Consider the following 14,547-nt stretch of genomic DNA (forward strand, 5'->3'; position numbering starts at 1 on the left):
GTAAATATATAAGCTGTCAGATATTCTTTTTATCCTCCGGTTTAGAGGAATCTCTAAAAGAGCCCAAGATCCCCGTAAACAGTCCAATTAATCCAACAAAAACGCCTATCCCGCGACCACCCTCATAGGCCAATATCACAACTACTCCAAACAATGTAATGTGAAGACCAAAAATTTGAGTTTGTAGGACACTAGGCCGGATAAAATCTAATAATGCTCCTGCGTGAAACATTACAACAACTAGCACAATTAGAGCGGTTAAGATCCATAATCCTAAACTAATCATCCTTACCTCCATTAAAATTTATTATTCACTAGGCACTCCTGATTTCAAATAAAGACACTTGAGCCACTCGGCTCCAGCGTCTTATCATGTTGATTTATGGTTTGTTTTTGGGAAGGATATAGAGCGTTCCGTCTTCTTTATATTCAGCATAGGCAATATCCTCAATGCAATTATAACCCTGCTCTCTGACGCGTTCCTGAATCTGCTCCTTGTTCATCGATCTGCCCCGCATGGACTCTTCCAGTACCCTGCCTTTATCAATAACTGTTATGGAAAAAGCAGAAGACTGCTCAGCTTCAGACTTGCGCATAACCGATAGAGAGCCGTTCGTTTCAAGCAGAGCATACCGCACTTCACTTAGGGAAAAGATATTTTGTTGCCTCAGCATGAACAGCAGTTGGGTATACTCAATATCGTATTTCTCCAACAAATCCTGATTCACTTTGCCATCGTCAATTAGCAGCACTGTCCGGCCTTCCGCCATGTTCCCGAATTTCACAAAATAGGTGGTCACCTTTTCGAACAGATAAGATAATGCGGTCCAAATAAAAAGAGCAAACAGCAGATGCCAGATCTTCACCTCATCATCATATATCGTATTGCCGACAATTTCACTTAAAATCAATGAAGACAGAAAATCGAGTGGTGTCAATTGACTAAGCGTCTTGCGGCCGGTAATAAAGGTAATGATCCACAAACCAAAAAAGCTGATGACCAATTTGACGCCTATAGATACAAATATCTCCATTGCTGCACCTCCAGATGGGACTCGCACAGGCTCGTTACCCTTTTTACACGAAATCCATTCATGAGAGGTATTACACACTCCTAGTGGGGTATAAACAGCAAAAGATACTCTCTGCAACTTGCCTATGTTGGGATAGTTATAAGGAACGTTGTCCCTTTGCCTTTTTCACTATCGACTTCAATAGTTCCTTTCACTTTATCGACGGTACTGTAGACCATAAGCATACCCAGCCCCGTTCCTTCTGCTTTAGTCGAATAATACGGCTTACCGAGTCGCGATATTTCATCTTTAGTCATGCCGACTCCGTTATCTTTGATACTGATCATAATATTTTGTTTTTTTTCAAATATATCGATAAATAGCGTACCGCCATCGGTTTCCTTCATCGCTTCTATACCATTTTTATATAAATTAATTAGACACTGCTGAATCTGGTTTCGGTCATAGTTTTTATTTAACGAATTATTAAAACTAAATTGGACATCTACTTTGTGCATAGTGGCATAAGGCATTATGATATTTTTAGTATATTCTGATTCTGCCTTCATATTGGAGTAAACCATGTTTTCAGATTGTGGCTTGGCAAAGGAGAGATAATCACTTACAATTTTTTCTGCTCGCTGTAGCTCTTGTAGAGATAACTCTACAAAGCCCTTTTCCTCTGGCGTCATCGTTTTAGATTTATTTAATAGCTGCAAAAAACCACTAGTCACTGTAAGTGGATTTCTGATTTCATGGGATACACTTGCCGCTAGCTCGCTGACGACATTTAATCTTTCCGATTGAACAATCCGTTCCCGATTTTTAATATTGGAGATAATCTTCTCAATCAAAATCATAATGACACTCATCACCCCAACATGAGTTGTCAACGCATTTAATGAAAGAATCCAAAATTGCCTGTCTAAGGAATCCTGAACAAAACCTAAAATTAACAGATAAACCCCCATAATTAGCAAAGCAATCAGACTTGCCGCAATCACACGGCCCTTCGATGGTAATTTTAAAAATCTATTTTTATATAACGGCACCAAAATCAGAATCGCTGTCGCAAATAGAAACGAATAAAATACTCCACCTCCACCCACATAGAATCTGTAAGCATTCAAAATAATATATAGAGGAAGAACGTTCCTATATCCTCCAAACAGTGCCACAATAATAAACGGAATGTACCTTAAATCAAAAATATAGCCAATTTCAAGTCTGATAGGTTTTGCAATACAGAGACTCATGGTCACTGCAGACATAAAAACGAGAATCAATCTATTGTAGGAATAGGCCCGATTCTCAAAGAATATTAGAAATGTTAATACTGGAAAAAGCAAAAACAAAAAATTTAAAAGTAGGGTTTCAAACAAGAGATGACTTCCTTTCAGCCTTTTGCTGCGTAAATGAATATATTCAAGGTTATATTAAGAGTTTTAGATCATTACCTAAGCTAACATTATAAGTCACAGTATTGACTATACACTATGTATTTCTCAACCATTTTTCAAATAATCCCAAAAAATCATACTATAGAACCACAATTAGCAAAAAAATACAGACATCTGAAATCTGTTTGGGGTCATCAATTTTCGTATTCCTGAATATCTAAATTGTAAACTGTACCTTCGTAGTTTTTAAGGGCTCATAATTCTAGAGCTGCCACCTTTCTGTATCTGAGAGAAGGAGAGGATTTCATTGCATCCCATAACCGTAATCGAAATTGTAACGTCGGTTGGGTTTGTCCTTGTCATTTTTGTTATAGTATTAGTTTCACCTACGAGGATTAGAAAACTCGGTTTAATCGTAGCCTCTATATTAACATTACTTTTGCTTTTATCCTTTGCGATTCGTCCCGTTTGGATTGAGTTTCAAGTTTCTAAAAAAACAGAACAACTTAATCAATATCTGGAGAAAAAATACCCTTATCAAGAGTGGGAGATTAGCCGGCCAGAAGGTAGACAATATAATCCTTATCATTTAACGGTTAGATTTAAAAATGAAGCGGGCTGGGCTTATACCTATTTAGTAGCAGACAATAATATTCATCAAATCGTTTGGATCCCACCAGAAGGCAAATCTCCTGAGGAAGGAACGCATTCGGAAATGAATCATTAAGTTGTCTTACACAGAAAACAGCCATCCCCTCAGGATGGCCGGTTTTTATTTCACTAAAAATCCGTTAACTGTGATATGGAGCGGAGTCAAACTAACTTCGCTCGGATCTCCACTTTTGATAATAGCAATGGAGATAGCTATAAGCAATATTTTCCGGAGAAGAAATAAGTACTACAGCCTAAAAACAATTTGATTTCCTGTCTCATTGTTCTTGAAGGGTTTACCATGTTCCCTGAACTCTAATATAACACCTGAAGGATCGTCAGAGAGCGGTGGAGAAATTACGTAATTATAAGAAGCTTTTCCGGTTGAACTTCCGCCATTCATCATTCGACTATCATATTCTTCGCCTATAAACAGCTCGAAAAAGCTATGGTTATGAGAATTTGTTGGAAGCTCAGTTGTCATGTCCCAATCTATATTAAGGGTGACCACACTAGCATTACTATATTGGCGTATAGAGGTCAGTGTATAAAAAAATCCATCTTTCTCAATTGATTTAAGAACTGCAATATGTTTTCTAAAATCAATTGGCTCAACCATCGGTTTAAAATGATCTTCACTTAGCAACGTCCCAAATACCGCTTTCAAAAAATCCTCATAGAGCTCATAATTTTCTGCCCATTTAGAGATAGATTCAAACGGTGGGAATCCTGGATTATTATTCGAGATTTCCTTTCGTTGCTTAATCAATGCACATATTTGCTCGTCAATATCCTTAATTTGCAGATCGTAATGTTCGGTTGGTCGTACAAACGGCATCCTTTTCATTTTGAACCTCCTTTTTGCACAAATGCAAAAGAAATCTCAGCTTCACATACAAGCTCACTATTTACTGTTGCGGTGCCTTTGCCTTTTACAATTTCACCTTTCATCCGATTGACTTCGAATTCGAGAAGAAGCTGATCCCCAGGCGTTACTTGGCGCTTAAAACGGGCATTATCAATGCCAACTAATAACCCTATCTTGCCCATCAGCTTCTCGTTTTTGCACATTGTGATTCCGCCTACCTGGGCTAATGCCTCCACAATTAAAACACCCGGCATAACAGGATGCTCAGGAAAATGGCCGCTAAAAAACGGTTCATTAATGGATACATTTTTAATACCTACTGCTCTTTTGTTCTCCTCCAGCTCTATAATTCTGTCCACTAAAATAAACGGATACCGATGAGGAATAAGTTCTACAATCTGCTGTATATTTAGCATAATTCCCGTCTTAGCCTCCTAAAATACTTTTTGGGTAATTTTAACATCAGAAGTGATTTTGTACTACTCAAAAATACCCGGACAACTGGCCTATAACATCACTTCTGGAGATCCTAAAAAAACAACGGCAACCCTGGACTAGAAAATAAAGTCCACGACTGCCGCTTTTTATTGATCTATTGTACCCTAGCTTAAGATTCAACTCGATTAACAAACACCTGTGTCTTTCTCCCTGCTTCAATTCGTTCAGTGAATTTTCCGCCAGTGTATTCCTCTATCACCTTTTTCCAAAAGCGTTGTGCGGGCTCGTTATTATCTATTTGGTAAACTTCCCATTGCCCCTTATGTATATTAAAAATATCTTTTGCGACTAGTCTACCTAATCCTACTCTCCGATACTTTTTTATAATAAAAAACTCTGCAATGGAAAAGTATAAATCATCATCTCTATTTTTTATTTTGACTAAAACGAATCCAGCATTTTTCCCATTCAGAGTTAACAGATATGGGAAATTCGATTCTTCTGTCCAGTAATCGTTGAGAGGATAATCATTAAATTTTCCGTTTTCTTCAAGGTGCAAATCCATATACTCGGAGAAATCATACATATAAAATTGCATTAGGTTGTTGAGGATTTCTTTTTCTTCAAGGGTCGCCCTTTTAATTTGATAGTTCATCTAAAAATCATCCCATATCTATATTTTATCTAATTAGTAACGGACTCTTCTATTTTCTCGAATAAGTTTCTTTGCATCCTTTTGAGAAATAAAATGATTGTTGTTGTACGCTTCAATGGATTGATTCCCAATGACTTTGCAGTAATATGTTACCACTCAAGAATACTCTCTTTCAACTTTACAAATTTTTACTTTGTAATTTTGGTACCATTCTTTCTTACCTTTCTCCTGAGCAACTTTGTGAGATTGATGCTGTTTCCAGTTCCTAATCGCGTCCAAGCTCTCCCAATAAGAAATCGTAATACCTGCTCCTGAAGAATCCCTGACACTTTCCACTCCTAAAAACCCAGGTTGCCCGGACGCAAGCTGCTCCATTTTTTCAGCCATAAGGTTATACCCGTTATCCCCCTCCGTACGTTGACTTGAAAATATGACTGCATAATAAGATCCGTTTGATTCATGAACCATTCCGCTCAAACTCCCCTTTAATCGTAGATGTTTTTATATAAAACAGATTATACTATTATAATTAAGATAAAAATAATGAATATTAATTGTTAGTTTAATGAATTTTTTTCATACATTATTGAGGAGAGAAATCATTATGAATCTTTTAAAATATCAAATTTTCAGTAAGGTAGTTGAGATCGGCAGCATTACCAAAACAGGAGAGATATTAAATTTAACACAATCAGCCATCAGTCATGCGCTTTCTAGCTTAGAAGCTGAATTCGGACTGTGTCTTCTCATAAGAAACAGATCGGGTATCCGGTTAACCAACGATGGCGAACGTTTAATCCCACATATCAGAGAAATCCTCCAACTTAATGAAAAACTCAATCAAGAAGTAGCTGCATTAAAGGGTGTCGAAATCGGCACTGTGAAAATAGGTGCTTTCTCTAGTGTATCGATCCAATGGATGCCCCAAATCATTAAACAATTTCAAAATCAGTTTCCACATATTGAAATAAAACTACTTGATGGTAACTACTCTGAAATAGAAGAATGGATTGCCGATGGAACCGCTGACTTGGGATTTGTTAATCTGCCTACTCGAGATGCTTTTCATGTGGTCCCTCTTCAAAAAGATAGGATGGTCTGCATTATGTGGCAGAATCATCCTCTCGAGCGCCAATCAACCATCCGCCTTGAGCAATTGATTGATGAACCTTTTATCATGCCCATTGCGGGTTGTGACACCGATGTAAAGCGAATTTTCTCGCAAAATAAACTCACACCCACGATCAAATATGAATTAGAAGATGATCATGCCATAATAGCCATGGTACAAAATGGTTTAGGGTTAAGTATTCTCCCAGAAATGATTTTGTCACATCTCCCCGACAATGTATGTTATCGCCCATTGGAAGGCGAGTATTATCGTTCTATTGGTATTGCAGCCGCCTCCATTAAAAATGCCTCTCCAGCGGCAAAAAAACTAATTGAATTCATAACACAATGGATCACCAACGTGCCCATCCCTCCGCATTACCGTGATTTATGAGATGGCTCAACGCGCTGTCTGTAACGGCAAGCTTTAAGGCTATCCTTCGCAGAGTAGTCCTTTTTTTTCCAGCATTAACGTTAGCGTCAGGGGAAACGATTCTTCACTATGTATCTTTTGCGTAATTCACAACTCCGGGGACACGATAATTTGCACAACATAGAGAACAGCCTGCTGGCTGTTCTCTATCGCTGTCTACCTTAGAAGCACGTGAACGAGCTAATCCGATTCAAATCAATGCCGAAGTACGACCAGAAAAAACCATTCCATCTGAACCCTGCAATAGAATTACGTCCGACGAATACCGGAAAGAACCAGAATTGCTCGCCGTTGTTCAGCCAAATGTATGTGTTGCGGAACAGGCAGCGTCTGATCCCGCCGGGATCAATGGCAAATGTGGTAGACGACATTTGTGGCACGAATTGCGGTGGAGGAGCCGTCGGCGCTTGAACGCCTCCCGGTGCACCCCCCGGAAATTGTCCGGGGGTTCCACCCGGAAACCCTGGTCCCCCTGGTCCTCCAGGTCCTCCTGGTCCTCCTGGTCCTCCCGGCACGCCAGGTCCGCCTGGGAATCCTGGAAATCCCCCGCCGGCTCCCGGTGTTGGAAAAAATCCCATATGTGATCGCTCCTTTCAATGAGTAGGCATAATCATCATATGCATTCGCGGAGAGAGCGTTTGGGCGCAATAGGCGTTTTTTCAAAAAATGAAAATCAACAATAAGATCTAACATAGGCACTATCAGAAACCTAACTTGCCTACTTATGGTACGTTCAGCGCATCATAGATAAACTGACCAATTACACTCAGCTTTACCTGCTGAATTTATTCCGTCCACATCACCTTGCTAAGTTATTAACTTTAATATTGAATCTTCACTGATGTGATGTAGATGCCTGGTCAGCCTTCACACAATCAATAGCGACAACGAACGCAATCATGAGCGTTTCCATCTCATCATTCAATATTTGAACCTTATAGCTATCACCCCAAGTGAACCACTCTTTGTTCACTTTACCGATGACTACACCACGCTGTAAAACCTGAAAATCCATGTCCCACCAGTTACCATGTACCTCAATGTCAGCCGCATCAATCGTATAACGTGCTTTAAAGAAAGAAAACTCCTTCTTAATCGTCAATACCTCTCGACCATCTACTTCTACAAAAAACTTTGGTAAAAAACTGAACACTTTTTTCGTAATAAGTGCGACTTCATCTCTTGTTGTATTCATGATGGAGAATGTCTTGGGAATTTGCATAAAACTGCCCTCTACGTAATAGACATCTTGCTCCTGCTGATTCTTTACCGTGAATTTACCACTTAGACTGAATACCTTTTGTTTTATATAAAGTTGCTTCATTCTAAGCCTCCTATCGATCCTCTTAGTTAACATCATTTTAGACAAATGTTATAGTTGTTTTGTCATAATAAAATCTATTTGTTCTTCTTCACCCATATAAAAAGAATGAGTTCCTGTATGAACAAACTTCATTTTTTCATAAAAGCTAATAGCGTTCTTATTCTTTTCCCAAACCCCTAACCAAATCTTCTCTTTATTACATTGTACCGCTATTTCTATAGCTTTATTTATTAGATATTTCCCAAGCCCCTGTTTATGAAATTTTTTTCTAATATAGATCCTCTCGACTTCAAGTGAATCATTACCCATTACTTCAGATTGAGCATCCTCGGTGTTTACCTTTAAATACCCAGCGATTTCTTCATTAAAATAAATAAAATAGAATTCTGATGAGCTATCCGACAATTCTTTTTCTAATTGTTTTAAGTTAAATGCTCTATCCAGGTAGGCCTTCATATTTTCAGGTGAATTTTGATTACTAAATGTCTCATTAAATGTTTCAACACTAATTCCTTGAAGTGAACCTAGATCTTCGACCGTGCACTTTTTTATATTGATAGCCATATTGTTTTCTCCTTTTAAAATATCAATTTACAAATAAACTCTTATTTTGAGCTCTAATTATATGGTGTTATGCAGATGTGACAGGAAAATAGTATAACATAATTGTTGTATTTGCAACAAAAAAACTAAGGATTTACCATTCATTCTACCTATTAGCGTATTGGGGTAATCAGTCTCTCTACGGCAGTCAGAACTCCAAAAGGAAGCGAGCGTGGTTTGGGGATTCGATGATGGATGACGGTTACTTTCGGACCCAGTTGACGTTATTTTCGAATATTTCGCCTTTGGAGCAAGGTTTCGGACCCCAGTGCAGTTATTCCCCCGAAAAGGCTGCTTTCGGGGTGTTTTTCAGGCCAATAACGGCTATGCGGTCCGTTAGGATTCAAAAAGTGAGATATGACGCGTCTAAGGGTCATCTGAGTCCGATTTATGCTTCCGGGCGCGTAAACGTGATCCAAGAATGTGTGGCTTGGGGATTCGATGATGGAAGATGGTTACTTTCGGACCCAGATGACGTTATTTGCGAAGATTTCGGCTTTGGAGCAAGGTTTCGGACCCCAGTGCAGCTATTCCCTCGAAAAGGCTTCTTTTGGGGTGTTTTTCAGGCCAATAGCGACTATGCGGTCCGTTAGAATTCCAAAAGTGGGATATGACGCGTCTAAGGGTCATCTGAGTCCGATAGATGCTTCCGGGTGCGCAAATTTGATCCAAGAAAGCGTGGCTTAAAGGTGATGATAGTGGAAGTGAGCCAACTTTGAGAAATCGGTGATGGAGAATAGATCGGCGAGATTTGCGGGTCTACGATGGAGAATGTCAGCGGGATTTGGAAATCAGTGATAGCAGTAGCAAACGAAGTATGAGGATTCGTGGATAGAGGAAGCGAACGAGGCTTGGGGATTCGATGATGGAAGATGGTTACTTTCGGACCCAGTTGACGTTATTTGCGAAGATTTCGGCTTTGGAGCAAGGTTTCGGACCCCAGTGCAGCTATTCCCTCGAAAAGGCTGCTTTTAGGGTGTTTTTCAGGCCAATAACGGCTATGCGGTCCGTTAGGGTTCCAAAAGTGGGATATGACGCGTCTAAGGGTCATCTGAGTCCGTTAGATGCTTCCGGGTGCGCAAAGTGATCGAAGAAATTGTGGCTTGGGAGTTTGATGATGGATGGCGGTTACTTTCGGACCCAGATGACGTTATTTGCGAAGATTTCGGCTTTGGAGCAAGGTTTCGGACTCCAGTGAAGTTATTCCCCTGAAAAGGCTGCTTTCGGGGTGTTTTTTAGACCAATAACGACTATGCGGTCCGTTAGGGTTCCAAAAGTGGGATATGACGCGTCTAAGGGTCATCTGAGTCCGATAGATGCTTACGGGTGTGCAAATGTGATCGAAGAAAGTGTAGTTTTTTTTGGGGGATAGCGGAGGTGACAAAAGTAGAGGGTTCTTGATGATGGAGGAAGCAAACGAAGTTTCAGGATTCGCGGATGGAGAAAACGAGCGACGTTTGGGGGACGATGATGGAGCAAAAAAAATGAGGTGCCCCAACAGCCATTTTCGGCTTTTAGGACACCCATCCTCTCCGCTGTGCGCATATAGCGCGGTATGGTGGACTGGTCAGAGCCCGGTTAAAGCCATCTCATAAATCTTTTTTTAGATAGTTTAATCTGATTACTTTCGGCCCATGCGGTTAGTTCTTTCATTCCTTTGTATTCGTCGTCAAGAAAACTAAAACATAATTTATAGGGAGGAAATTTGTGATCTACAGGTTTAATGCCTATTACGGGTATGAAATAGCCCTTTACATAAATATTCTCAATTTGATTCGCTTGAATTTCTTTGTTTTCTACTATTATAGAGTCCGGAAGAATCCGAACCTCAATGAACTTTCTAATCGTAATGATCCTATAGAGCAATATGATTACAACAATCAGACAGAAAGCCGACCATATATAACCAAAATAAAGTAATACTTTATACTCCGTATTATTTCTGGTATTTAACAATAGTATGCCACTTGAAAAAATCATAGAAAACAGAAGCGACATTAACGACGGACGACTCACCTTATAAGCTCCTATATTTTCCATAACCCCCTCACTTTCTCAGACTATTATAGCTTACTATATTTCATAAATTATGGATATGGCACTTCTTTTTAATCCACAGGAATCTCAATGACCTTGTTATATTCCTTCATATAATGTATTCCTTCTATCAGAATACTTTCAGGTTTCGTTTGTGTATCAAATAATAAGGTGCGTTCCTTCATGAGTTTACCGTTCGTTTGTTCTGACTCTTTTTGATTAATTGTTGTTTTTAAAGCCGTGTTTTCGTTAGCATTTTCTATAGACACACCATCCAGCATTACATCCTCATCTGTAGCAATAGTTATTTCAATCCCTTGAGCGGTCTTGGTCACATCTTTAATCCATAATTCTTTATCCCCTAGTAGAATCGGCTCATTACTATCAGCATTTAGAGGATACTTCTCTTCCAGCTTCTGATATCCAACAAACTCTTTAACAACCAGCTGCAATGAATGTAATTCTTTTGGCAAGGTGTCATAACGAATATCAAATGATCTCCCACCCAGCGAGGTTTTATTGCTACTACCTAATATTTCTACAGGCTTTCCATTGGCAATTAATTGAATGCCTTCTAACCCTAATCTTATTCGATCGAAATTCTCGACATTCATACTCCCTTTAATCACAGTCATGGTGGGTGTGGCCGTGATCGACTTGAAGGTAATTGATCCTTTGTCGGCTTTGACCTTTTTATTAATCGACTGTTTGATCTGAGTCACCATCGCTTGATTTGGATTATAAGAAAACGTTATGCTCCCTTCACTCATCTGCCCTTTCTGTGGAGGTCCCCAGTAATGAAGTGTCAGTTTTTTCGAGAATGGGCTTACGCTATCAAATGTCATCGTGCCTTTTATTTCTGTATGTTCGTCGTTGATTAAAGATACGCCACTTCTTATGTTGGAATTCGTGAGAAACCCTTCTATTTTTGAAGGACTAAAATGATCTCCCGTCTCCTCTAGTCCCTTAGGATTGTTTAACGTGTAATACACAATAAATTGATTGGCATCTGCCATAATTCCGTTAATCGTAAGTTCTGTTCCATCTGCTAACGTCGTCTTTTTGTCTATGCTTTGTCCCATTCCTTGTTCATTGAGTTGTTGTAAAGTTCCCTCTAACACCTCATCAAAACCAAATAACTTTTTTCCATAATAAGCGAAGGCATTATAGCTGTTTCCAGAAACTACTATCACTAATATAATGACGGCTGCAATCTTCCAGAGGGGCGAGCTTTTTCTTTTTATTCTTTTTGGAGGTGCCGAGTCTAAAGCATTTCTTAATCTCATTTCTAAACCCTCAGGTGCAGTTATGGACTCTAAATTCCTCTTCTCATCCACTAATCGTTGTTCGACGTTATTGTTCATCAACATCACCTCTGTAATGATTTTTCAGCGTTTGTAATCCATTGTAGATCCTTGATTTAACAGTTCCGATCGAGACCTGTGTGATCTCAGCTATCGTTTGATAATCGAGATCATGAAAATACTTCAATTGAATTGCTTCTCTTTGCTGCTCGTTCACATGTAACAATAACGCCTGCATATCCATTTGCTGTTCACTTTTATGATAAGGATCGCCTGATGCAACATCGGCTTTTTCCTTCTCGTCAGTGATGCTCCAGTCCTCTAATAACATCAGCTTGCTTCGCTTATGAAGTTGCCGTTTACAGCCGTTTACCAAAATCGTCTTACTCCAGCTGTAAAAAGACTCCTCTTTCTTAAGTTGGTCAATCTTCTCGTATAACGTAACTATCATTTCCTCCATGGCATCCATAGCATCATGCGCATTTCCCATATAGCTGTACGCAAGCCTATAAAAAATATCTTTTTCATACATGATTAATTGCAGCAAAACTTCTTTATTTCCCTTTTTAGCTTTTTTCACCAATCGAACAACATCCATGCCTTCACCTCTCTCCCCTATATGAGTCAGGAGCACTGTAAAAAGTTCATCTTCATAAAAAATTTTTATATATCGTGAACTATTCAATCCACCTAAACTGTAATATTCAGGAAAATTTCACTCAGACATACCCAAATCTAGTTGATTTTAAACGCTTCAATGTAATAGAATGAACTAATCTAAAAAGAAAAGGATGGGCATAAGCAATGCCGTTTAAAGAACCTCGTACACTTAGTAAAAGATCCCTGCTATTCTTCTCTCTCATTATGCTTGTAAAAAGCTATTTTGCCTGGTATTTTCTATTTGAAGATGGCCCTACTTGGACCACTTGGCTTAAAGAAATCCCTTTTGTACTTCTAGTCTTTTGCTTGATTGAATGGTTCGCTACGAAACGAAAAATTGCAATTTACATGCTTGTCAATGTATTGATTACTACTCTATTTTTCTCATTAATTGTATATCATAATCATTTTGGCATCATTGCTACTTCGCAAGTATTAGATCAGGTCAAACAAGTGGGAGCCGTAAAGAAAAGTATATTTTCGGTCCTTCGTCCTCAATATATGCTTATCTTTGTGGATATCATTGTCATCAGCTTGGTTATGTTTAGAAAACAGAAAGCGCTGGATTGGAAAAAAGCCATGTCGCGCAAAAGTAACCGTAAAGCGGTGGCAGTCCTGTTCTGTATTTCCATCATCATTTGTGCAATGAATATTTTTCCAAACCGTGCCAGTATGAACGAAACGATTAAAGCGGAACAAATGGGCATTCTTAATTATGAAGCCTACTCTCTGCTAGCTGATCAAGAGGAAGAACAAATTGACGTTTCTGAGATTACGCAATCCACTATTGATAAAACTAAAGGAATTCAAGCTAGCTCTAATCCGGTTTTATTTGGAGCCGCCAAAGGAAAAAATCTAATCATTCTGCAAATGGAGTCTTTCCAGAACTTCTTAATCAATCTAAAGATTGATGGACAAGAAATCACACCAAATATGAACAAGCTTGCCGCCAGCAGCTTCTACTTCCCGCGTTTCTACCAGCAGGTTGGACAAGGCAACACTTCAGATGCAGAGTTTATTGTGAACACTTCTTTTTATGTACCCCCTGATGGTCCAGCTACCCAAATGTACGCTCCTAAAGAGCTACCAAGCTTACCCAAGCTGCTGCAAGCACAAGGTTACGATACGGCAACATTCCATACGAACGAAGTCGACTTTTGGAACCGTGGTGAGCTTTATAGTGCTTTGGGATTCAATCGTTATTATGATAAAACTTACTTTGGGGAAGAAGACACAGTATTCTATGGCGCTTCTGATGAAGTTTTGTATGAAAAAACAGCTGCAGAGCTGGCAAGAATGGATCAGAATGAGCAACCCTTTTACTCCCATGTAATTTCGATGTCATCTCATAATCCGTTCTCCATCCCAGAGGATAAATACAAAATGACACTTCCAGAGCGATTCGAAGGAACGCTTGTTGGCGATTATATTCGGGCTCAGAATTATGCTGATTATGCGCTGGGACTTTTTATCGATGAGCTCAAACAAAACGGTGTGTGGGATAACAGCTTGATCGTATTGTACGGGGATCATCGTGGACTGCCTATCTTCTCTCTAAAAGAGGATGATCATCTCCTACTGGAAGAGATTCTCGGCCATGAATATTCGGAACGTGAATTGATTAATATTCCGTTGATCATGTCAGCGACAGGGATTACAACTCCTAGTGTAAAAGAACAGCTAGGCGGGCAAGTGGATATTTTACCTACCGTATCTAATTTGTTGGGTGTCTCTCTTGCAGATCATATTCATTTCGGACAAGATCTCTTGAATCAATCAACTTATAACTTACTACCACAACGGTATTACTTGCCTACAGGATCTTTCGTAAATAACGAAGAGCTCTTCTTATCCGGCAGTGGCTTCGAGGATGGCCAGCATTATACTTTATCTGGTAACGGCAACCAACCTCTGCAATCCACAGAAGACGAATTCGAGCGTGCCTTACAGCTGCTCCATTTGTCAGACAGCTATGTTACACAGCTACCGGATAGAGTTATTGAAGAATAAGCTGCAATGTATAGCAAAAAAGACTGTGCTCACCAAATCGG

General features: G+C 39.3%; 16 protein-coding genes. 4 read left to right on the plus strand and 12 right to left on the minus strand.

Features of this window, described 5'->3' with window-relative positions; all coding sequences use genetic code 11:
• Window positions 1-16: 16 nt before the first annotated feature.
• The 3 genes from MKY54_RS20125 to MKY54_RS20135 form a co-directional block, all read right to left on the minus strand.
• Window positions 17-286, minus strand: a complete 270-nt coding sequence (locus MKY54_RS20125) for a hypothetical protein (protein ID WP_248548548.1) — start codon at window positions 284-286, stop codon at window positions 17-19.
• Between the two features lie 94 nt (window positions 287-380).
• Window positions 381-1,034 (minus strand): DUF421 domain-containing protein, encoded by a 654-nt coding sequence (locus tag MKY54_RS20130; RefSeq protein WP_339168619.1) that lies wholly within the window; start codon window positions 1,032-1,034, stop codon window positions 381-383.
• Window positions 1,035-1,156: 122 nt separating this feature from the next.
• Window positions 1,157-2,395 (minus strand): ATP-binding protein, encoded by a 1,239-nt coding sequence (locus tag MKY54_RS20135; protein WP_076127331.1) that lies wholly within the window; start codon window positions 2,393-2,395, stop codon window positions 1,157-1,159.
• Between the two features lie 325 nt (window positions 2,396-2,720).
• Between MKY54_RS20135 and MKY54_RS20140 the strand changes: the two genes are divergently transcribed.
• Window positions 2,721-3,140, plus strand: a complete 420-nt coding sequence (locus MKY54_RS20140) for a hypothetical protein (protein WP_076127333.1) — start codon at window positions 2,721-2,723, stop codon at window positions 3,138-3,140.
• Window positions 3,141-3,311: 171 nt separating this feature from the next.
• On the opposite strand, the gene MKY54_RS20145 is transcribed toward MKY54_RS20140, so the two are convergent.
• From MKY54_RS20145 to MKY54_RS20160, 4 genes are all read right to left on the minus strand, one after another.
• Window positions 3,312-3,911: a chorismate mutase gene (locus tag MKY54_RS20145; RefSeq protein ID WP_076127335.1), complete on the minus strand. Its 600-nt coding sequence runs from the start codon at window positions 3,909-3,911 to the stop codon at window positions 3,312-3,314.
• A complete protein-coding gene (gene fabZ, locus MKY54_RS20150; protein ID WP_076127337.1) occupies window positions 3,908-4,348 on the minus strand; it encodes a 3-hydroxyacyl-ACP dehydratase FabZ in 441 nt (146 codons plus the stop codon). The genes MKY54_RS20145 and fabZ overlap by 4 nt, the downstream gene beginning before the upstream one ends.
• Before the next feature lie 191 nt (window positions 4,349-4,539).
• Window positions 4,540-5,025: a GNAT family N-acetyltransferase gene (locus tag MKY54_RS20155; RefSeq protein ID WP_076127339.1), complete on the minus strand. Its 486-nt coding sequence runs from the start codon at window positions 5,023-5,025 to the stop codon at window positions 4,540-4,542.
• 156 nt (window positions 5,026-5,181) lie between these two features.
• Window positions 5,182-5,493: an antibiotic biosynthesis monooxygenase gene (locus tag MKY54_RS20160; protein ID WP_076127341.1), complete on the minus strand. Its 312-nt coding sequence runs from the start codon at window positions 5,491-5,493 to the stop codon at window positions 5,182-5,184.
• Window positions 5,494-5,629: 136 nt separating this feature from the next.
• Between MKY54_RS20160 and MKY54_RS20165 the strand changes: the two genes are divergently transcribed.
• Entirely contained in the window at window positions 5,630-6,529 is a 900-nt protein-coding gene (locus MKY54_RS20165; protein WP_076127343.1) for a LysR substrate-binding domain-containing protein, read from the plus strand.
• Window positions 6,526-6,654 (plus strand): hypothetical protein, encoded by a 129-nt coding sequence (locus MKY54_RS20170; RefSeq protein WP_339187692.1) that lies wholly within the window; start codon window positions 6,526-6,528, stop codon window positions 6,652-6,654. Before MKY54_RS20165 ends, MKY54_RS20170 begins: the two co-directional genes overlap by 4 nt.
• 75 nt (window positions 6,655-6,729) lie before the next feature.
• On the opposite strand, the gene MKY54_RS20175 is transcribed toward MKY54_RS20170, so the two are convergent.
• The 5 genes from MKY54_RS20175 to MKY54_RS20195 all read right to left on the minus strand — a co-directional run bounded on the left by MKY54_RS20175 (window position 6,730) and on the right by MKY54_RS20195 (window position 12,434).
• Window positions 6,730-7,146, minus strand: a complete 417-nt coding sequence (locus MKY54_RS20175) for a transporter (RefSeq protein WP_076127345.1) — start codon at window positions 7,144-7,146, stop codon at window positions 6,730-6,732.
• A gap of 257 nt (window positions 7,147-7,403) precedes the next feature.
• Window positions 7,404-7,892 carry an LURP-one-related family protein gene (locus MKY54_RS20180; RefSeq protein WP_076127346.1) on the minus strand — a complete coding sequence of 163 codons (489 nt, stop codon included), beginning with the start codon at window positions 7,890-7,892 and terminating at the stop codon, window positions 7,404-7,406.
• Between the two features lie 48 nt (window positions 7,893-7,940).
• On the minus strand, window positions 7,941-8,456 hold the full coding sequence (locus MKY54_RS20185) for a GNAT family N-acetyltransferase (RefSeq protein ID WP_076127348.1): 516 nt from the start codon (window positions 8,454-8,456) through the stop codon (window positions 7,941-7,943).
• Window positions 8,457-10,603: 2,147 nt separating this feature from the next.
• On the minus strand, window positions 10,604-11,896 hold the full coding sequence (locus MKY54_RS20190) for a DUF4179 domain-containing protein (protein ID WP_076310457.1): 1,293 nt from the start codon (window positions 11,894-11,896) through the stop codon (window positions 10,604-10,606).
• The gene (locus MKY54_RS20195) at window positions 11,886-12,434 is read right to left on the minus strand and encodes a sigma-70 family RNA polymerase sigma factor (protein WP_339187695.1); all 549 of its coding nucleotides are present in this window, start codon (window positions 12,432-12,434) and stop codon (window positions 11,886-11,888) included. Before MKY54_RS20195 ends, MKY54_RS20190 begins: the two co-directional genes overlap by 11 nt.
• Before the next feature lie 206 nt (window positions 12,435-12,640).
• Between MKY54_RS20195 and MKY54_RS20200 the strand changes: the two genes are divergently transcribed.
• A complete protein-coding gene (locus MKY54_RS20200) occupies window positions 12,641-14,506 on the plus strand; it encodes an LTA synthase family protein (RefSeq protein WP_076218177.1) in 1,866 nt (621 codons plus the stop codon).
• The last annotated feature ends 41 nt before the right edge of the window (window positions 14,507-14,547 follow it).

Origin of the sequence: Paenibacillus sp. FSL P2-0121, from assembly GCF_037975345.1 — a bacterium.
Lineage (GTDB): Bacteria > Bacillota > Bacilli > Paenibacillales > Paenibacillaceae > Paenibacillus_AQ > Paenibacillus_AQ odorifer.